Source organism: Maritimibacter harenae (assembly GCF_009882975.1).
Taxonomy (GTDB): Bacteria; Pseudomonadota; Alphaproteobacteria; order Rhodobacterales; family Rhodobacteraceae; genus Maritimibacter; species Maritimibacter harenae.
In genome coordinates, this window is the sequence record NZ_WTUX01000017.1 from 104,006 (window position 1) to 122,043 (window position 18,038).

An 18,038-nucleotide genomic window follows, 5' to 3' on the forward strand; every position below is an offset into this window, starting at 1 on the left:
GGGATCATGGAAGATTTTCGCTACGAGAAGGATGCCGATGGCATCGTGACCATCACGATGGACATGCAGGGCCAGGGCGCCAACACCATGAACGCGCGGTTCGAGCCGGGCATGCGCGATGTCTGCGACAAGCTCGAGGCCGAAGAGGGGCTGACCGGCGTCGTGTTCGCCTCCGCCAAGTCGACGTTCTTCGCGGGCGGCGACCTGCACGACATCCTCGCCACCAAGGTGGTGGACGAGAGCACCTTCGCCTTCATCGAGGCCAACAAGGCGACCTACCGGCGGCTCGAGAAGCTGCCCGTACCGGTCGTCGCCGCGATCAACGGCGCCGCGCTCGGCGGCGGCTACGAGCTATGCCTGGCCTGCAACCGCCGGATCGTCGTGGACGACCCCAAGGCCGTCACCGGCCTGCCGGAAGTGACGCTGGGCCTTCTGCCCGGCGCCGGCGGCGTCGTGCGCCTGACGGCCAAGCTGGGGCTCGAAACCGCCCTGCCCCTGCTCCTCGAAGGCAAGCAGGTGCCGCCGCAGAAGGCGCTCAAGATCGGCATGGTGGACGACATCGTCGCGACCCGTGACGAGCTCGTCCCTGCCGCCAAGGCCTGGATCAAGGCGAACCCGGAAGACGCCGTGCAGCCCTGGGACCGGAAAGGGTTCCGCTACCCGGGCGGGGACGCGGTTCACCCGCGCATCCGCCAGACCGCGATGGGCGCGAGCGCGATGCTCTACCAGAAGACCCGTGGCCTCCTGCCCGCACCCGAGAAGATCCTCGACGTGGCGGTGAACTCCATGCGCATGACCTTCGACGCGGCGCTCCGGATGGAGACCCGGCGCTTCATCGGCCTGATGGCCACGAAGGAATCCAAGGCCGCGATCAGCACCTTCTTCTTCGGCATGAACGCGATCAAGTCCGGCAAGGTCCGCCCGGAGGGAGATCGTTGGAAAGCGACATCCGCTGCCGTATTGGGCGCAGGCATGATGGGGTCCGGCATCGCCTATGCCCATGCCAAGCGCGGGCTGAAAACCATGCTCAAGGACACCGAAATGGCCAATGCCGAAAAGGGCAAGGGCTATTCCGAGAAGCTCTGCGACAAGGCGATCGGACGCGGCCGTATGGACGAGGACGCGAAGAACGCGCTTCTTTCACAGATCGAACCCGTGACCGAGAACGCCGCGCCCGGCAGCGTGGACATCGTCATCGAGGCGGTGTTCGAGGACATCGATCTCAAGGACAAGGTTATCGCGGACACCTGGCCGATGCTGTCGGAGGACGGGATCTATGGCTCGAACACCTCGACGCTCCCGATCTCGATCCTCGCCGAGAGCTGCCCGGAGCCCGAACGCTTCATCGGCCTGCACTTCTTCTCGCCCGTCGACAAGATGAAGGTCGTCGAGATCATCATGGGCGAGAAGACGAGCGCCGACACGCTGCGCAAGGCCTACGACTACGTGCAGCAGATCGGCTACATGCCGATCGTGGTGAACGACTCGCGGGGGTTCTTCACGTCCCGCGTTTTCGGCACCTTCATGGACGAGGGCTGCCAGCTCCTGGTCGACGGGCTCGCCCCCTCGGCGATCGAGCGCGCCGCGTGGCTCGCCGGGATGCCCGTGGGTCCGCTCCAGGTCTTCGACGAGGTGTCGCTGATCCTCGGTCAGAAGGTTCGCAAGACGCACAAGGCGCTGGATGAGCGGCTCGGCGTCGACAGCCAGTTCGGCCACCACAACACCGCCACCGTCGAGGTCACGGACCCGATGATCGAGATGGGGCGCGGCGGGCGACAGTACGGCGGCGGGTTCTACGACTACGACGCGGAGGGCACCCGGCGGCTCTGGGACGGGCTGGCGCAGTTCGCCCGCGGCAACGCCGAGATCCCGATGGAGGATGCCATCGACCGCATTCTCTACCGCCAGGCGATCGAAACGCTGCGCTGCCTCGACGAGGGCGTCCTGAACACCGAGGTCGAAGCCAACCTCGGCGGCATCTTCGCCATCGGCTTCCCGCATCACACCGGCGGCGCGATCCAGTTCATCCGGGGCGAAGGGGTCGAGACCTTCGCAGCCCGGGCCCGCGAGCTGGCCGAGAAATACGGCGAGCGCTTCGCGGTGCCCGATGAGATGTACGACCGGCTGCGCGACACGGCGGCGGTGGCGGCATGAGCGGGCCGCTCGCCGGTCTGAAAGTCGTCGAAATGCAAGGACTTGGCCCCGCCCCGCTGGCGGGCCAGTTCCTGGCCGACCTCGGTGCGGACGTGGTCCTCGTCACGCGCAAGTCCGGTCCCGACGACCCGACCGACATCAACAACCGCGGCAAGCGCTCGGTCGCGCTGAACCTCAAGGCGCCGGAGGGCGTCGAGGCCGCGCTGACGCTGATCCGGTCCGCCGACGTGCTGATCGAGGGCTTCCGCCCCGGCGTGATGGAGCGCATGGGACTGGGCCCCGACGACTGCCACGCGGTGAACCCGGGCCTCGTCTTCGCGCGCATGACCGGCTGGGGCCAGGACGGCCCCTGGGCGCAGACGGCGGGCCACGACATCAACTACCTGGGCCTGACCGGTTTCCTGCACGCCATCGGCCCCGGCGACGGGCCCCCGCCCCCGCCCCTCAACATCGGTGCGGATTACGGCGGCGGCACCATGTTCCTGCTCTTCGGCATCATGGCGGCCCTCTTCGAGCGCCAGACCTCCGGCAAGGGCCAGGTGGTCGATGCGGCGATGGTCGATGGCGCCTCGGCGATGATGGGGCTGATCCACACGTTCATCGCCCGCGGCCAGTGGAGCGAAACGCGTGGGGCCAACCTGCTCGACGGTGGCGCGCCGTTCTACCGGACCTATGAATGTGCGGACGGCAAGTTCTTCGCCGTCGGTCCGCTCGAGCCGCAGTTCCACGCGGAACTCGTGAGGCTGGCCGGGCTCCCGGAGGATCACCTCGCCACGCAGATGTCGACGGGCGACTGGCCCGCCCGACGCGACGCCTATGCCAAGGTCTTCCGGCAGAAGACCCGCGACGAATGGGCGGCGATCTTCGAAGGGTCGGACGCCTGCGCCACGCCGGTCATGACGTGGTCGGAGGCCCCCAAGCATCCCCACATGGCCGCGCGCGGCACCTTCACCGAGGTGGACGGCGTCACGCAGGCCGCCCCGGCCCCGCGCTTCAGCCGCTCGACCCCCGCCGACCCGGTAGCCCCGCCCGCGCCCGGCGCGGATACCGAGACCGTGCTGACCGAACTTGGCTTCGATGCCGGCCAGATCGCGAAACTGCGCGACGCCGGCGTGCTGACCTGAAAGGAACCCCATGTCCGAACCGATCCTCTACGAGACCGACGGGCCCATCGCCCGCATCACCTTCAACCGGCCCGAGGCCTTCAACGCGATGGACCCGGGCCTGCGCGCCGGCCTGCGCGAGGCGATCCTCAAGGTCCACGAAGACGACGCGGTGCGCGCGGTCGTCATGTCGGGCGCCGGGCGCGGCTTCTGCTCCGGCACCGACCTGAAGGAAGGGCTGTCGCGCAACACCGGCATGTTCCTCGAACAGGAATACCGGCCGATCCTCGCGATGATCGCAGCCTCGCCCAAGATCTGGATTTCGCAGGTCCACGGCTCGGCGGCCGGGATCGGCGCCGCGGTCGCGATGAACTGCGACATGATGGTGATGGCCGAAAGCGCCAACATCTACATGGCCTTCGCCGCGATCAACCTGATCCCCGACGGTGGCAACACCTGGCTTCTGCACCGGGGGCTGGGCTACAAGCGCGCGCTGCAGGCGGTGCTCGAGGGGCGGCGCATCCCCGCCTCCGAAGCGGTCGCGCTGGGGCTCGCCAACGAGCTGCACCCGGACGACGATCTTGCAGCCGAGACCACGGCGCTCGCGACCCGCATCGCCGCCGGCCCGCCGCTGGCCACCGCCGCCGCCAAGCGGCTGATGCGGGCGATGGACGGCATGTCCTATGCCGATGCCATCGGCGCGGAGGCCAGCGAGCAGACCACCCTCGCCGAAGCCAACGACACACGCGAAGGCGTCGCGGCCTTCTTCGAGAAACGCAAACCGAACTTCACAGGCACCTGACATGTCCCTTCCCCCCGTTTTCGACACCATGCGCCTGCCCCTGATCGGCGCCCCGATGTTCATCGTCTCCGGCCCCGAGCTGGTCATCGCCCAATGCAAGGCCGGCATCGTCGGCGCCTTCCCCGCGCTCAACGCCCGGGAGAAGGAAGGCGAGCCGATCCAGCTCGAGGAATGGCTCGTGCGGATCAAGGACGAGCTCGCGGCCCACGACGCGGCCCACCCGGAAGCGCCCGCGGCCCCCTTCGCGGTGAACCTGATCGCGCATCGCACGAACGAACGCCTCCAGCGCGACGTGGAAATCCTGAAAAAGCACGAGGTGCCGATCTGGATCACCTCGCTCGGCGCGCGGCCCGAGATCAACGCGGCCGCCCACGAGGTCGGCGCGGTGGTCCTGCATGACGTGATCAACGTGAAATTCGCACACAAGGCGATCGAGAAAGGGGCCGACGGCCTCATCACGGTCGCCGCGGGCGCGGGCGGGCACGCAGGCACCTGGTCGCCCTTCGCGCTGGTGCAGGAGATCCGAGAATGGTTCGACGGCCCCCTCTTCCTCTCGGGCGCGCAAGCCACCGGCGACGCGATCCTGGCCGCCCTCGCGATGGGGGCGGACGGCGGATATGCCGGCTCGATGTTCATCGCGACGGAGGAAGCGAACGCGGCCGCGGGCTACAAGGACATGGTCTGCGAAGCCGGGGCCGACGACATCCTCTACACGGACCATTTCACCGGCGTGATGGGGAACTACCTGATCCCGTCCATCACGCAGGCCGGGCTCGACCCGACCAACCTGGGCGGTGAGAAGGGCGATGTCTCGAAGGTCGCGGCCGGGGAGAAGTCTAAGGCCTGGCGCGATATCTGGGGCGCGGGCCAGGGCGTGGGGCCGGTACGCAAGGTCGAGCCGGTGGCCGATGTCGTCGCGCGGCTCGAGCGGGAATTCGACGCGGCGCGCGCACGGCTCGACAAACGCCTCGCCTGACAGGACGACGCCCCCGGATCTCTCCGGGGGCGCGTCGTTCGATCACTCCGCGGCGAGCTTGGGCTTCAACCCGTCCACCGGCCCCAGCGCCATCACGGCGCCGTAGTGGGTGAGGAAGACCTGCCCCGTGATCTCGTCGAGGAAATGGGTCTTCTGCAGCCGGTCCATCACCGGCCCCTTCACCTCCGACAGGTGCAGCTTGATGCCCATGTCGTCGAGCCGCCGGTTCAGCTCCTCGAGGCTTTCCAGCGCCGACAGGTCGATCACGTTCACCGCGATGCAGTTCAGCACGACGTGGCGGATCGGCTGGTCATGGGCGAGCCTGTCGAGCACGTAATCCTCGATGAAGCGCGCGTTGGCGAAATAGAGGTTCTCGTCCAGGCGCAGGCTCAGAAGCTCGGGATGGGTGAGCACCTTGTGCCGGTCGATGTTGCGGAAGTGCTCGGTCCCCGGCACCAGCCCGATCTCGGCGATATGCGGGCGCGACGTCTTGTAGAGGTAGAGGAAGATCGACAGGATCACGCCCGAGGACACGCCCGCTTCCACCCCGAAGACCAGCGTGAGCACGATGGTCGCGGCCACGGCCGAGAAGTCGGCCTTCGAATAGCCCCAGGTCCGCTTCAGGATGCCGAAATCGACAAGGCTCAGCACGGCGACGATGATCGTCGCGGCCAGCGTCGCGGTCGGCAGGAAGTAGAGAAGCGGGGTCAGCAGCAGCGCGGCCAGCGCAATGCCCACGGCGGTGAAGGCCCCGGCCGCCGGCGTCTCGGCGCCCGCGTCGAAGTTCACCACGGAGCGCGCGAAGCCGCCCGTCACCGGGTAGCCACCCGAAAGCGACGCCGCGATGTTCGAGGCCCCGAGACCCACCAGCTCCTGGTCCGGCGTGATGCGCTGGCGCTTCTTGGCCGCAAGCGTCTGGGCCACGGAGATCGATTCCACGAAGCCGATGATCGAGATCAGGATCGCGGGGCCGATGAGCTGGCCCATGAGGTCGAGGTCGAAGGTCGGGAAGGTCAGCGGCGGCAGGCCCTGCGGCACGTCGCCCACGATGGAGACGCCATGTCCGGCGAAATCGAAGGCAAACGACAGGAGCGTCGTCACCGCGACCGCGGCCACCGGCCCGGCCTTGGCCAGGATGTCGGCCAGCCGCGGCGGAAGCCCCATCTTCATGAGAAGCGGCTTCAGCCCCTTGCGCACCCAGAACAGGAACGCGATGGAGCCCGCGCCGACGGCCAGGGTGATCAGGTTGGTGTCGCCCACGTGCGAGATGAGCGTCGCGAGCCGGTCGAAAAGCGCTTCTCCATGCGCCTCGACGCCCAGGATGTGCTTGGCCTGCGACGTGGCGATCAGAAGGCCCGAGGCCGTGATGAAGCCCGCGATGACCGGGTGCGACAGGAAGTTCGCGAGGAACCCCAGCCGGAAGACGCCCATCACCAGCAGGATCAGGCCCGACAGGAAAGCCAGCGTGATCGCAGCGGCCGCGTATTCGGCCATGCTGTCGAGGCCGAGATTGCCGATCGCCGCCGCCGTCAGCAGCGACACGACCGCCACCGGCCCCACGGCCAGCGCGCGCGACGTGCCGAAGATCGCATAGGCCACGAGCGGCAGGATCGAGGCGTAGAGGCCCATCTCGGCCGGCAGGCCCGCGAGCAGCGCGTAGGCCAGCGATTGCGGGATGAGCATGATGGTGACGATCACGGCCGCCACGAAGTCGGACAGGAACGTATCCTTGGAATACGCCGAGCCCCACTCGAGAATCGGGAAAAAACGCCTCAGTGACGCCGCCCGGCCTTTAAGCCCGCGTGCCATAACTATCCCTTTCACTTTTGAAGTCGGTTCGGCGGGCCGCCCGCGGGCGGCCTGCCGGGTGCGATCGGATCAGACGCGTGCCTTGGCCGCGTTCCAGATCGCCGTACAACGTGCGCCCGAGCGGCAGTAGGCGAAGACCTTGCCGTCCGTCTCGGACATCGCCTTGGCGAAGCCGTCGGCGGTGTCCGCCGGAACCTCGCGAGAGGCCATCGGCAGGTAATAGGTCCTGAGCCCCGCCGCCTTGGCGGCCGCTTCGACCGATGCCCAGTCGGGCTGCCCCGGCTCTTCGCCGTCCGGGCGATTGCACACGATGGCCTTGAACCCTTCGGCGGCGATCGTTTCGACGTCTGCGGGTTGGATCTGGGGCGAGACCCAGACCTGTTGATCGAGTTGTTGCATATCCTGTTCGCCTTCCTGTCTGGATCAGAGCTTGTTGACCGGGACCTTCAGGAACACGTCGCCCTGTTCGTCCTTCGGCGGCATCTGACCCGCTCGCATGTTGACCTGCAAGGAGGGAATGATCAGCCGCGGCATGTCGAGCTGCGCGTCACGCTCGGTGCGGAACTTGACGAAGTCCTCCTTCGTCTTGCCGCCGCCCACGTGGATGTTGTGCTCCTTCTCGTCGGCGACCGAGGTCTCCCACTGGATGTCGCGCCCGTTGGGGCCGTAGTCGTGGCACATGAAGAGCTTGGTCTCGTCCGGCAGCGACAGCACCTTCTGTATGGAGTCGTAGAGAATGCCCGCGTCGCCGCCCGGGAAGTCGGCGCGCGCCGAACCGCCGTCGGGCATGAACAGCGTGTCGCCCACGAAGGCCGAGTCGCCGATCACATGCGTCATGCAGGCCGGCGTGTGGCCCGGCGTGTGCATCGCGAAGGCGGTCATTCCGCCGATCTGGTACGTGTCGCCTTCCTTGAAGAGGCGGTCGAACTGCGACCCGTCGCGCTGGAACTCGGTGCCTTCGTTGAAGACCTTGCCGAAGGTGTCCTGCACCACGGTGATGTTCTCGCCGATGCCGATCTTGCCGCCCAGCTTCTGCTGGATGTAGGGCGCGGCCGAGAGGTGGTCGGCGTGCACGTGCGTCTCGATGAGCCACTCGACCTTCAGGTCGTTGTCCTGGACGTACTGGATGATCTCGTCGGCGTTGTCATAGGTGATGCGCCCGGCCGCGTAGTCGATGTCCATCACGCTGTCGACGATGGCACAGGACTGCGAATTCGGATCCTTCACGACGTAGGAGATCGTGTTGGTCGCCGGGTCGAAAAACGCTTTCACGTCCGGTTTGACCGAGGTGTCCACGGGATAGCTCTGGGTCATGTCCTTCATAACTCCCTCCAGATTGACCGGGTCGGCGGCCGTGCCCCGCCCGGTGGGGTCAGTTTGCCCTGAATTCGCGCCGCGTGCACGTATTCAAGCCGTTGAAGGTGAAATAGGCGTCCTGTGTGGCTCCGTAAACCCCTCATATTCGTTTTTTTGAATTTAATTTGTCGCGCCTCCGTGCTGTCGCCCGAATGTCACGGGTGGCGGATACGAAAAAGGCCGCACCAGGGCGGTGCGGCCTTCCGTCTTGTCGTTGTGTGGCCGGCTCAGGCGGCCTGCATCGCGTCGCGCCGGGCGGCGGTGATCTTCATCGCGCCCTTGGCGATCAGGATGCCGCCGATGAGCGCCGCGGTGAAGATCAGGACGTCGGGGTTCAGCGTCGAGAGCACCGGGATCGAGGCGCCCGGGCAGAAGCCCGCGATGCCCCAACCGACCCCGAAGACCGCCGAGCCGCCGATGAGGCGCGCGTCGAGCTTGCGGTTGGTGGGGACGTTGAACGCCGAGCCGAACACCGGGCGCCCGCGCTTGAAGACCAGCCAGTAACCCGGCGCGCTCACCAGGAGCGCCCCACCCATCACGAAGGCCAGGGACGGGTCCCAGACGCCCGCGACGTCGAAGAAGTTCTGCACCTTCGCCGGGTTGGCCATGCCGCCGATGGACACGCCGAGGCCGAAGAGAAGGCCGGAGATGTAGACGAACAGCTTTTCCATTGGGTCAGCCTCCGATCACGTGACGCAGGATGTAGACGGTGATGCCGGCGGTCAGCATGAAGGTGAGCGTCGCGGTGATCGAGCGCGGCGAGAGGCGCGAAATCCCGCAGACGCCGTGGCCCGAGGTGCAGCCCGACCCGTAGGTCACGCCGATGCCCACGATCAGCCCGCCGATGATCATCATCCAGCGGTTCACCGGCACCTCGATCGTCGGGAAGCCGCCCGTGAACAGAAGGATCGCGATCGGACCGCTCAGCATCCCGGCGATCATCACCGCGCGCCAGCCCCAGTCGGAGGAGGACGAGGGCGTCATGAAGCCCGCGAGAATCCCGGTCGCGCCCAGCACGTTGCCGCGCATGGCCATGAGGAGCACCGTCCCCAGCCCGATCAACAGCCCCCCGATCAATGAGGCCCAGGGGGTAAAGGCCGTTTCTATCACTTCCATGGTCGCCTCACTCGGTCATGGTTATCCTTGGGTATCGGACATAAACGGTCCGTCCCCGCCTCACAAGCGATACATTCAAATAAATGATTATATTTTCGTGAGAAGCGCGCGTTGGGAACAGTTTCCCACGCCGCGAACCAGAGTCACGACGTTGTCACGCGAAATTCCGGAAATTCCGGGGCGGCCAGAACATTGTTCTCCCGCCCCGGTTGTGGGATCAGTTGCCCAACGCGTCCTGCACGATCGTGTCGAGCAGCGCCTGGACCTCCTGCATCGGGCCGTCGGGATAATTGCGGTAACCGATCATCACCTCGCCATCGCGTTCGGCCACGAAGACGCCGTAGGGGCAATGGGCGATGTTCATCGGATCGGCTTCCATCACCTTGCGGCTGACCACGGCCGAGCAGAACAGGAACACGTCCGCCGCCTCGAAGAGCTTCACGTCGGAGCCCACGTCCTCGCCTGTACGGGCGAGCATGTCGCCCACGTGCGAGGTGTAATCGACCACGAGCCCCTGCCCCACGATGGCATTCTCGACCGCGAAGGTCGCATCGTCGAAGCTGCCGTCGAAGGTATAGGTGGTGGCCTGGTCGCCGCCGTGACTGGCCGCCATCGCGGCACTGGCCGCGAACACGGCCGTGACGGCCGAAATGAGCATCCGTTTCATGAAATCCTCCCGGTCTGGGCGGACCGATTCGACACGGTCCGAAATGACATTCGATAATCCGAATATAACAGAGCCGCGAGACGCAATCCAGTCTGGCGACTGCGGCATAACCCCGCCCCCGAAATGCGACCGGCGCCGCACGGAAAACCGCACGACGCCGGGGCACAGGGAGGACCGATCCCTTATTCGAAGGTCGAGAGATAGGCGATGACAGCCTTGATCTCTTCCTCGTCGCGCAGGCCGACGAAGGACATCTTGGTCCCGCGCATGTAATCGCGCGGCTTGGCGAGGAAGGCGCCCAGTTCTTCCGGCGTCCAGACCAACCCGTCCGCGGCCGCGTCCTGCATGGCGTTCGAGTAACGGAAGCCCTCGACCGCGCCGGCCGGGTGGCCGACGATGCCGTTGAGGGCCGGACCGGTGCCGTTGCGCGCGCCTTCGCCGACCTTGTGGCAGGCCTTGCACTTGCGGAAGACGCCCTCGCCTTCCTCGACCAGTGCCGGATCCGGCTCGGCCATCGCGACCTCGGTCTCTTCGGCCGGGGCCTCGGCGGCCGTGTCTTCGGCCGCGGCTTCCTCGGACGCTGCGGCCTCTTCGGCGGCGGTTTCCTCCGGCGTCACGTCCAGGATCGTGGCACGCATCGTGATCTCGACCGGCGCGTCCTTGCAGTTCTCCATGCAAGGCTCGTCCTTCCAGAAATGCGCTTCGGCCTCTTCGCGGTTGTCCACGATGAACCCGTCGGCATTCGGCATCTCGATCTCCGAGAAGGTCTCGTTCGAGAGCACTTCGTCGTATTCCATGATGCTGTTGGAATAGAGGATGTAGGCCGTGAGCGCGTAGACGTCGTCGTCGGACATGGTCTGCGCGGCGCCGAAGGGCATCGAGCGGCGCACGTAGTCGTAGACCGTCGACAGGTAGGGCCAGTAGGAGCCCACCGTCTTCACCGGGTCCATGCGGTCGAGCGTTCCGAAACCGCCCGCCAGCACCGGCCAGCGCCCCACGCCCTCGGCGAATTCGCCGTGGCAGGCCGCGCAGCTCTCGGAGAACAGCATCTCGCCGTCTTCCGCCGTGCCGGAGCCTTCGGGCAGCCCCGTGCCATCGGGCGCGATGTCCAGGTTCCAGGCCGCGACCTCTTCCGGCAGCGCTTCGCGCCCCAGTCCGAAGGGCCCGGCCAGCGCGGTGCCCGCGATCAGGGTGGCAACCGCCGTTCCCGCGATAAGCTTAGGAAACTTCGACATTTTCCGCCTCCCCGTTCTCTTTCACATGCCAAGTCTGGATGCAGTTGTTGTGGTAGATCGAATTCTCGCCCCGCACCTCGCGCAGCGCGTCCTTCGTGGGCTGGACGTAGCCCGTTTCGTCCGTCGCGCGCGACTGGATCAGCATCTCGGAGCCGTCCCAGTCGATGTCGAGGTAGAAGCGGGTGAGCGCCTTGGAATCGCCCGCCTTGCCCAGGCGCGCGGGCTGCCACGTCATGCCGCCATCGAGCGACACGTCGACCCGCGTGATGGCGCCCCGGCCCGACCAGGCCATGCCGGTGATGACCAGCGGGCCGGCCCCGTGGGTGATCGGCATCTGCGGCGAGGGCGAGGTGATGACGGATTTCGCATCCATCACCCAGGTCCACTTGCGCGAGATGCCATCGGCCAGCGTGTCGGTGTATTTCGAGGTTTCCTCGCGGCTTTCGATCGGTTGGTCGGTGACCTCGATGCGGCGCAGCCACTTCACCCACATGTTGCCTTCCCAGCCCGGCACGACGAGCCGCACGGGATAGCCATGCTCCTTGCGAAGCGCTTCGCCGTTGGCCTTGAAGGCCACGAGCACGTCGTCGAGCGCCTTCTCCATCGGGATCGAACGGCCGTTCGAGGACGCGTCCGCCCCCTCGACGTAGATCCACTTGTCCGAAAGGTCGCCCGCGGTGTCGAGCCCGGCCTCTTCCAGCAGCGTGCGCAGCGGCACACCGGAATATTCCATGTTGTGGATCATGCCGTGCGTGAACTGCGCCCCGTTGAGCTGCGCGCCCGCCCATTCCATGCCGGTGTTGGCGGCACATTCGAGGAAATAGGTGTGGATCTCGCGCGGGAAGCGCTCGAGGTCGGCATAGGTGAAGACCAGCGGCGTATCGACCAGCCCGTTGATCATCAGCCGGTAGTCTTCCTTGCGCAGCTCGATCGCGCCCGAATGGTGACGCTCGAAGGCGCAGCCCTGCGGGGTGATCGTGCCGTCGAGCGCGTGGATCGGCGTGAAATTGATCGAGCTGATCGTGTCGGCGGTAAGCCAGTCCACGTTGCGCCGGACCACGTCGTCCTCGTACTTGATCGGCAGACCATACGGCGTGGCGTCCACGCCTTCGCCCAGGCCGCTGGCCCAGGGTTGCACTTCGGTGATCAGCGGGTCGGGCGCGGTCTGCGCGCGCGCGGCCGTCGCGGCCAGAAGCGCGGCGCCGGATGCGGCCGTTCCCGTCAGGAACCCGCGCCGCGACGGGCCTTTTCGTTCAGGAGTATCGTCCACTTTGTTCTCCCTAGTCATATTAGCTCATTCACCTATGTGAATGAAATGGTTAACAAAAAAGCCGTCCGGACCCACGCCCGGACGGCGTTCAGGATCAGCCCTGGATCACCTCGACCGAGGTATTCGGATCGAGCGTGACATTGCCTTGTTTCCTGATGTGGCTCTCCACCACGTCCCAGATGGGCGGTCCCTCGGTGCCCTCGTTCACGCTGGCCCAACCGGCGACCGTGTAGGTCTTGGCCGGGTCGATCGCCTCGCCGGTCTTGAGCAGCGTCATCTCGGTGATGCGGCTGCCCTGCGGCTTGGTGATGTCGATCCGGTAGCCCATGCCCCCGATGCGCACCATGTCGCCGCCCTGCTGGTAGTAGGGATCGGGGTTGAACAGGTTGTCGGCCACGTCCTCGAGGATCGTGTGTATGAATTCGCCCGTCATTTCCGTGCGGTAGGCGTTCGGGTACGTCATCGAGGTGACGTTCCAGATATCCTCGCGCGTGATGTTGTCGCCGGGCACCAGGCTCGGCCCCCAGCGCACGCCGGGCGACATGGCGATGTCGGCCTCGCGCTCCGAGATCAAGGCGTCGCAGATCAGGTCGTCCCAGGACCCATTGAAGTTGCCGCGACGATAGAGCTCGGTGTCGGTCGTGCCGATCACCTCGGCCATCTCCTCGGCATAGGGCGCGCGCTGCTCGTCGATCAGCGCAGTCATCTCGGCGTCCGGGGCGATCACGTCCGAGAAGATCGGGATCAGCTTGTGCCGGAAGCCCATCATCTGGCCGTTGCGCACGTCGAGGTCGACGCGGCTGACGAACTTGCCGTTGCTGCCGCTGGCCACGATGATCGTGTCGCCGACCACCACCGGCTCGGGCAGCGCGTCGTGGGTGTGGCCCGACAGGATCACGTCGAGCCCGGTCACGCGGCTCGCCATCTTCTTGTCGACGTCGAAGCCGTTGTGGCTGAGGCAGACGACCAGCTCGGCCCCCTGCGCGCGGACCTCGTCGACCATCGCCTGCATGTTCTCGTCGCGGATGCCGAAGCTGTAGTCGGGGAACATCCAGCCGGGGTTGGCGATCGGCATGTAGGGGAACGCCTGGCCGATAACGGCGATCTTCACGCCGCCGCGTTCGAAGAACTTGTAGGGCTCGAAATGCTCGGCCGGCTCGTCCCACATGGCGTCGAAGATGTTCTGGCCGAGGGCGGCGAAGGGCAGCCCGTCGACGATCTCGCGCACGCGTTCCTGGCCCAGCGTGAATTCCCAGTGGAAGGTCATCGCGTCGGGCTTCAGCCCGTTCATCACGTTGACCATGTCCTGCCCCTCGGTGTGGTAGCAGGTGTAGGAGCCGTGCCAGGTGTCCCCGCCGTCGAGCAGCAGCGCATCGGGCCGGGCCGCGCGGATCGCGTTGACCACGGTCGCGACGCGGTCGAGCCCGCCGACCTTGCCGTATTCCTTCGCGAGCGCCGAAAAGTCGTTGTAGGTCAGCGCATAGGCACTGGGCGACCCGTCGACGATGCCGTAGCGCGCCTTGAACTCGGCCCCGGTGATGTGGGGCACCTGCCCCTTGTTCTCGCCGACGCCCAGGTTGATCTCCGGCTCGCGGAAATAGATCGGCTTCATCTGGGCATGGATGTCGGTGACGTGGATGAGCGAGACGTTTCCGAACGTCTCGAACTCGAGCAGCTGGTCCTGCGTCAGCGTCTGCTGCGCGGCCAGCCTGGCCCAGTTACCGAAGCCGGAGGCCCCCAGCATTGCGCTGGCGGCCATGCCGACTTGCAGGAAATCACGGCGAGAAATCATGCGGGTCTCCGTATTCTTCCGTCTCTCATTCCAAAAACGGAATATGTATAAGTAAGAAAACCCCGCGCGGCAAGACACCGCGCGGGGCGATTGGTTCAGTTCCTTACGGCGGGACCTTCGACCGAAAGCCCGTTGCCGCGCGACGCCACGTACATCTCGAGCGCCACGAACTCCGGCGAACCGGGGCTGTAGGTCTCGGCGCGGGTGTCACGCACGCAGCCCTTGAAGCGGCTGTGGACGCCGTTGAGCTTGGTGTTCTTCAGGCGATACGTCGGGAAACCGTTGATCTGCCCCTGGGACAGGTGGTCGGCCCGGATCATGTTGCCGTAGTTTTCCTCGTGACAGGACGCGCAGGACAGGTCGAGCTGCCCGGTGCGGGCGTAGTAGAGCTCCTTGCCCTGCTCCCAGGTCGATTGACCGGGACCGTCGATGGCCACGTCGACCGGCATGCCACGGCTGACCGACGAAAGCAGAGCCTCCATCGCCAGCGCGTCGGCCGCGTCGTATTTCCACGGCTCGGCGCCCATGCGGTTCTCGCGGCAGTCGTTCATCTGCATCTGCATGGTGCGGACTTCGCCGGCGTCCTCGTTCCACTTCGGATAGACCGGCTTCACGCCCGCCATGTCCTCGGGTTCACCGTGACAATCGGCGCACGACTTGTCTTCGGAGCCGACCGGGGTCGACCACTTCTCGCGCGCGTCTTCGACGGCCAGCATCGCCGGGTTGTCGAAGTCGTCCATCTCCATCATCTGCGTGGTGGAGTCGCGGAAACGCCAGCCCGACATGATCGTGCTCATACCGTCCATATGCGCGGGCGCATCCGTCTTGGTGACGATCTCGATCTCGCCGTTGATGACGAGCTCTGCGTCCTCGTCGGCCAGGGCCGCCCCCGCGCCGAACGCGAGAGCAGCTGCCGCGATACTTTGAAGCAGTTTCGCTTTCATTCTGTCTCCTCCCTGCTGGGCGTGGATCAAGCGACCTCGATCGCCTTGGCTTCTTCGTAGACCGAGCCGTCGTCGTCGTACCAGGTGAACTTGAATTCACCCGAGGCGTCGACCTTGGCTTCGAACTCGAAATACGGGTTCGTCGAAATCGCCGGTTCCAGCGTGACGTCGATGATCATGTTGTCGTTCAGTTCGCAGGTGAAGCGATTGATGATCGACCGCGGGATCGTGTTCCCGTCCGAGTCCTTGCGCTGGCCCGATTCCATCGGGTGGCTGATGAGCGTCTTGATCGTCACGACCTCGCCCGCAGACGCGGAAGAGGGAGACTTGACGCGGGGTTTAACACCAGATGCCATTGGTAATACTCCTTGTTCCGCTGTTAGCCGCCGCAGCCGCCGATGGTGACCTTCACGGTCTTGGCGGTCTGGATGTAGCTGCCATCTTCCATCTTGGCGACGGCGATGACGTCCTGCGTGCCGGCGAGCCGGATCCGGGTCGAGGCGTATTGGCTGCCCGCGGCCGGTCCGAAGTTGAAGGTGACCACGTTGGGCGTCGGGTTGCCCGCGGCGAACACGCTGATGGCGGCCGCGCCCGGCGCCGTCACCGAGATCGGAACGGTGTTGCCGTTCTCCGCGATCTCCGGCGCGTCGAGGGTGATGTCGCCCTCGCCCGCTTCGGCCCCGCCGGTGAAGGCCGCGATCGCGTCCTCTGCGGCGGCGAAGGCGCGCATGGGCAGCATGGCGACAGCGGTCGCGCCAAGCCCCATGGCCAATGCATCACGTCGATTGAGTTTCATTGTTATCTCCTGTTTCTCTGGTCCTGCCCGCATCACTCGTCGTAGGTGAGCGTTTTCAGGTAGGCGACCACGTCCTCGACCTCCTGGGCCGTGAGGAGCGGTTCGACGGGCTTGTCTTCCGGGTGGGCCTTGCCGGTGAACCCGTCGCCCAGTCGGTTGAAACCCTCGGTCTTGTAGAAGGCCGGCATCACCGTGCCTTCGAAGGCCATCTTGGCGTTGACCACGAGCCCGCGAAGCTCGGCTTCGCTCCAGCGCTCGCCGACACCGTCGAGCGGCGGGCCGACCTCGCCGTGGAACGGCACGTCTGCGTAATCCTCGGCCGCATGGCACGAAACGCAGTTGCCCATGGACTTCGTGGTCATGACCTTGCGGCCTTCTTCGGGATTGCCCGGCGTTCCGGTAAGGGACTGCTCGACGGCGTAGCCGTCGAAGGTCACCTCGCTCGGGGGCACGACCTCGGCCATTGCGACCGAACCCGTGAGACACGCCGTGGCTAGCGCGATCATCCGCTTCATGATTCCTCCCATCACATTTTGTGAATACGACTGTATGCCTGCGGGGCGCGAATGCCAATCATAAATTCGCCTTCTTGAATTTTTTGCCGGCTAACACGCTGACCGCAGGCGCTATTTTGTTTTTCCGCCCGTTTCAATCCTCGATCGCGTCGCCGGCCGCCTGTTCCTCGTTGAACCGGCGCGCATGGTACTTCTGGAAGTTTTCATCGCCCTTGTAGCCCTCTTCCAGCACCCAATCGAGAAGGTGGTTGGTGGTCGACTTGCCGAAGGCGCCCGGCATCGTGACCACGGCCGCCTCGCGCGCCGTGGCGCCCTCCGGCACCTCGTCCGCGGGCGGGAAGAACATCATCGTGGGCGTGAACATGACGCCCCATTTCATGGCCATGTCACGCTCCGACAGGGATTCCCCGTCGAAATCGGTGACCTCCACGTCGCCGAAGAGGTTGAGCTGCACGACGAAGAAGTCCTCGTTCAGCGTCTCGGCGATGGCGGGCGTGGGAAACACCTCCTCGTGCATCTTGGTGCAGTAGATGCAGCCGCGCTGTTCCCAGATCACCATGAAGCGCTTGCCCTCGGCCTCGGCCTCGGCAAGGTCGTCGCCCATGTCCTTGAACGTGTCGTGCATCCAATCGGTCTTGTGCAGCCCGTCGTCGCCCAGGGTCGCCGCGTGCAGCGGCAGGGCGAACGCGACCGTGGCCGCCAGGGTGGCAAGGATACGCATGTGAATTCCTCCTCTCAGCCCAGCCGGGAAAAGCCGGGGAACGTTTCGATCATCCAGTTCGAGATCGCGTTGATCGATCCCGTGGCGATGAGAACCGCGAATATGATCAGCATAGCCCCGAGAACCTTCTCGACATAGGGCATGTATTTGCGGTTGCGTGCCATGAAGCCGAGAAACGGCTTGGCGAAGACCGCCGCGACCACGAAGGGCGCGGTCATGCCGAGCCCGAAGGTGATCAGCAGGCTGCCACCCTGCACGAGCGTGTCCTTCATCGCGGCAATCATCAGGATCGAGGCCAGCACCGGCCCCACGCAGGCCGTCCAGCCGAAGCCGAAGGCAAGCCCCATGACGTAGGCGCCCAGGATCGTGGACGGATCCATGTCCGACTGCACCCGCGCCTCGCGCATCAGGAAGGGGATCCGGATCACGTGCAGGAAATGCAGCCCGAAGACGAAGATCACGGCGGCCGCGACCCAGCTCAGCTCCTGCTTCCATTGCGCGAAAGCCTGGCCGGCCGCCGTGGCCCCGAGCCCGAGGAGCCCGAAGATCGTGGTCACACCGAGCGCGAAGAAGAACGCGGAGATGACCAGCCGCCGCTGCGCGCCGGGCGCGATTTCGCCGTCTCCCTGAAGCTGGGTCATTGAAATCCCGGCCATGTAACTCAGGTAGAAGGGCACCATCGGCAGAATGCAGGGTGTGAAGAAGGCGATGAGGCCCGCCAGGGCCGCCCCGCCGTATGAAATATCGCCGAACATAAAACCTCCGATCGCGACCCATGCATC

General features: G+C 65.7%; 19 protein-coding genes. 4 read left to right on the plus strand and 15 right to left on the minus strand.

Translation table 11 applies throughout. The features are described from left to right. The first annotated feature begins 6 nt into the window (after positions 1-6). The 4 genes from GQE99_RS12905 to GQE99_RS12920 are packed head-to-tail and all read left to right on the plus strand — an operon-like array spanning position 7 to position 5,035. A complete protein-coding gene (locus GQE99_RS12905; protein WP_161352045.1) occupies positions 7-2,154 on the plus strand; it encodes a 3-hydroxyacyl-CoA dehydrogenase NAD-binding domain-containing protein in 2,148 nt (715 codons plus the stop codon). Then, positions 2,151-3,278, plus strand: coding sequence for a CaiB/BaiF CoA transferase family protein (locus GQE99_RS12910; protein ID WP_161352046.1), 1,128 nt, complete (start codon positions 2,151-2,153; stop codon positions 3,276-3,278). Before GQE99_RS12905 ends, GQE99_RS12910 begins: the two co-directional genes overlap by 4 nt. 10 nt (positions 3,279-3,288) lie before the next feature. After that, positions 3,289-4,059, plus strand: coding sequence for an enoyl-CoA hydratase/isomerase family protein (locus GQE99_RS12915; RefSeq protein WP_161352047.1), 771 nt, complete (start codon positions 3,289-3,291; stop codon positions 4,057-4,059). Position 4,060: 1 nt separating this feature from the next. After that, positions 4,061-5,035 carry an NAD(P)H-dependent flavin oxidoreductase gene (locus GQE99_RS12920; protein WP_161352048.1) on the plus strand — a complete coding sequence of 325 codons (975 nt, stop codon included), beginning with the start codon at positions 4,061-4,063 and terminating at the stop codon, positions 5,033-5,035. 42 nt (positions 5,036-5,077) lie between these two features. Here the strand turns inward: GQE99_RS12920 and GQE99_RS12925 are convergent, their stop codons facing one another. The 15 genes from GQE99_RS12925 to GQE99_RS12995 form a co-directional block, all read right to left on the minus strand. Continuing rightward, positions 5,078-6,844: a SulP family inorganic anion transporter gene (locus GQE99_RS12925; RefSeq protein ID WP_161352049.1), complete on the minus strand. Its 1,767-nt coding sequence runs from the start codon at positions 6,842-6,844 to the stop codon at positions 5,078-5,080. Between the two features lie 69 nt (positions 6,845-6,913). Beyond that, a complete protein-coding gene (locus tag GQE99_RS12930) occupies positions 6,914-7,243 on the minus strand; it encodes a TIGR01244 family sulfur transferase (RefSeq protein ID WP_161352050.1) in 330 nt (109 codons plus the stop codon). Positions 7,244-7,267: 24 nt separating this feature from the next. Beyond that, positions 7,268-8,167, minus strand: a complete 900-nt coding sequence (locus GQE99_RS12935; RefSeq protein ID WP_407943794.1) for an MBL fold metallo-hydrolase — start codon at positions 8,165-8,167, stop codon at positions 7,268-7,270. A 260-nt stretch (positions 8,168-8,427) separates the two neighbouring features. Continuing rightward, entirely contained in the window at positions 8,428-8,871 is a 444-nt protein-coding gene (locus GQE99_RS12940) for a DUF6691 family protein (protein ID WP_161352051.1), read from the minus strand. 4 nt (positions 8,872-8,875) lie between these two features. After that, positions 8,876-9,316, minus strand: a complete 441-nt coding sequence (locus tag GQE99_RS12945) for a YeeE/YedE family protein (RefSeq protein ID WP_161352052.1) — start codon at positions 9,314-9,316, stop codon at positions 8,876-8,878. Between the two features lie 217 nt (positions 9,317-9,533). Continuing rightward, entirely contained in the window at positions 9,534-9,983 is a 450-nt protein-coding gene (locus GQE99_RS12950) for a DUF302 domain-containing protein (protein WP_161352053.1), read from the minus strand. A gap of 182 nt (positions 9,984-10,165) precedes the next feature. Continuing rightward, positions 10,166-11,218, minus strand: a complete 1,053-nt coding sequence (locus GQE99_RS12955) for a c-type cytochrome (RefSeq protein WP_161352054.1) — start codon at positions 11,216-11,218, stop codon at positions 10,166-10,168. Continuing rightward, positions 11,202-12,488: a sulfite dehydrogenase gene (gene soxC / locus GQE99_RS12960; protein WP_407943795.1), complete on the minus strand. Its 1,287-nt coding sequence runs from the start codon at positions 12,486-12,488 to the stop codon at positions 11,202-11,204. Before soxC ends, GQE99_RS12955 begins: the two co-directional genes overlap by 17 nt. A 94-nt stretch (positions 12,489-12,582) precedes the next feature. Then, a complete protein-coding gene (gene soxB, locus GQE99_RS12965) occupies positions 12,583-14,280 on the minus strand; it encodes a thiosulfohydrolase SoxB (RefSeq protein WP_161352056.1) in 1,698 nt (565 codons plus the stop codon). Positions 14,281-14,375: 95 nt separating this feature from the next. Further along, positions 14,376-15,224: a sulfur oxidation c-type cytochrome SoxA gene (soxA, locus tag GQE99_RS12970; protein WP_161352057.1), complete on the minus strand. Its 849-nt coding sequence runs from the start codon at positions 15,222-15,224 to the stop codon at positions 14,376-14,378. A 26-nt stretch (positions 15,225-15,250) separates the two neighbouring features. Beyond that, entirely contained in the window at positions 15,251-15,580 is a 330-nt protein-coding gene (soxZ, locus tag GQE99_RS12975; protein ID WP_161352058.1) for a thiosulfate oxidation carrier complex protein SoxZ, read from the minus strand. Between the two features lie 23 nt (positions 15,581-15,603). Continuing rightward, positions 15,604-16,020 (minus strand): thiosulfate oxidation carrier protein SoxY, encoded by a 417-nt coding sequence (soxY, locus tag GQE99_RS12980; protein WP_161352059.1) that lies wholly within the window; start codon positions 16,018-16,020, stop codon positions 15,604-15,606. A 32-nt stretch (positions 16,021-16,052) separates the two neighbouring features. Then, positions 16,053-16,535: a sulfur oxidation c-type cytochrome SoxX gene (soxX, locus tag GQE99_RS12985; protein ID WP_202530801.1), complete on the minus strand. Its 483-nt coding sequence runs from the start codon at positions 16,533-16,535 to the stop codon at positions 16,053-16,055. A gap of 133 nt (positions 16,536-16,668) precedes the next feature. Then, on the minus strand, positions 16,669-17,256 hold the full coding sequence (locus GQE99_RS12990; RefSeq protein WP_161352060.1) for a thioredoxin family protein: 588 nt from the start codon (positions 17,254-17,256) through the stop codon (positions 16,669-16,671). Positions 17,257-17,270: 14 nt separating this feature from the next. Beyond that, complete coding sequence (locus GQE99_RS12995) at positions 17,271-18,011, minus strand: cytochrome c biogenesis CcdA family protein (protein WP_161352061.1); 741 nt, start codon at positions 18,009-18,011, stop codon at positions 17,271-17,273. Positions 18,012-18,038: the final 27 nt, after the last annotated feature.

What these genes read in the sequence shown, in the direction of transcription:
- GQE99_RS12905 (WP_161352045.1), top strand. Translation starts at nt 7, where the DNA reads ATGGAAGATTTTCGCTACGAGAAGGATGCCGATGGCATCGTGACCATC.
- GQE99_RS12910 (WP_161352046.1), top strand. Translation starts at nt 2,151, where the DNA reads ATGAGCGGGCCGCTCGCCGGTCTGAAAGTCGTCGAAATGCAAGGACTT.
- GQE99_RS12915 (WP_161352047.1), top strand. Translation starts at nt 3,289, where the DNA reads ATGTCCGAACCGATCCTCTACGAGACCGACGGGCCCATCGCCCGCATC.
- GQE99_RS12920 (WP_161352048.1), top strand. Translation starts at nt 4,061, where the DNA reads ATGTCCCTTCCCCCCGTTTTCGACACCATGCGCCTGCCCCTGATCGGC.
- GQE99_RS12925 (WP_161352049.1), bottom strand. Translation starts at nt 6,844, where the DNA reads ATGGCACGCGGGCTTAAAGGCCGGGCGGCGTCACTGAGGCGTTTTTTC.
- GQE99_RS12930 (WP_161352050.1), bottom strand. Translation starts at nt 7,243, where the DNA reads ATGCAACAACTCGATCAACAGGTCTGGGTCTCGCCCCAGATCCAACCC.
- GQE99_RS12935 (WP_407943794.1), bottom strand. Translation starts at nt 8,167, where the DNA reads ATGAAGGACATGACCCAGAGCTATCCCGTGGACACCTCGGTCAAACCG.
- GQE99_RS12940 (WP_161352051.1), bottom strand. Translation starts at nt 8,871, where the DNA reads ATGGAAAAGCTGTTCGTCTACATCTCCGGCCTTCTCTTCGGCCTCGGC.
- GQE99_RS12945 (WP_161352052.1), bottom strand. Translation starts at nt 9,316, where the DNA reads ATGGAAGTGATAGAAACGGCCTTTACCCCCTGGGCCTCATTGATCGGG.
- GQE99_RS12950 (WP_161352053.1), bottom strand. Translation starts at nt 9,983, where the DNA reads ATGAAACGGATGCTCATTTCGGCCGTCACGGCCGTGTTCGCGGCCAGT.
- GQE99_RS12955 (WP_161352054.1), bottom strand. Translation starts at nt 11,218, where the DNA reads ATGTCGAAGTTTCCTAAGCTTATCGCGGGAACGGCGGTTGCCACCCTG.
- soxB (WP_161352056.1), bottom strand. Translation starts at nt 14,280, where the DNA reads ATGATTTCTCGCCGTGATTTCCTGCAAGTCGGCATGGCCGCCAGCGCA.
- soxA (WP_161352057.1), bottom strand. Translation starts at nt 15,224, where the DNA reads ATGAAAGCGAAACTGCTTCAAAGTATCGCGGCAGCTGCTCTCGCGTTC.
- soxZ (WP_161352058.1), bottom strand. Translation starts at nt 15,580, where the DNA reads ATGGCATCTGGTGTTAAACCCCGCGTCAAGTCTCCCTCTTCCGCGTCT.
- soxY (WP_161352059.1), bottom strand. Translation starts at nt 16,020, where the DNA reads ATGAAACTCAATCGACGTGATGCATTGGCCATGGGGCTTGGCGCGACC.
- soxX (WP_202530801.1), bottom strand. Translation starts at nt 16,535, where the DNA reads ATGAAGCGGATGATCGCGCTAGCCACGGCGTGTCTCACGGGTTCGGTC.
- GQE99_RS12990 (WP_161352060.1), bottom strand. Translation starts at nt 17,256, where the DNA reads ATGCGTATCCTTGCCACCCTGGCGGCCACGGTCGCGTTCGCCCTGCCG.
- GQE99_RS12995 (WP_161352061.1), bottom strand. Translation starts at nt 18,011, where the DNA reads ATGTTCGGCGATATTTCATACGGCGGGGCGGCCCTGGCGGGCCTCATC.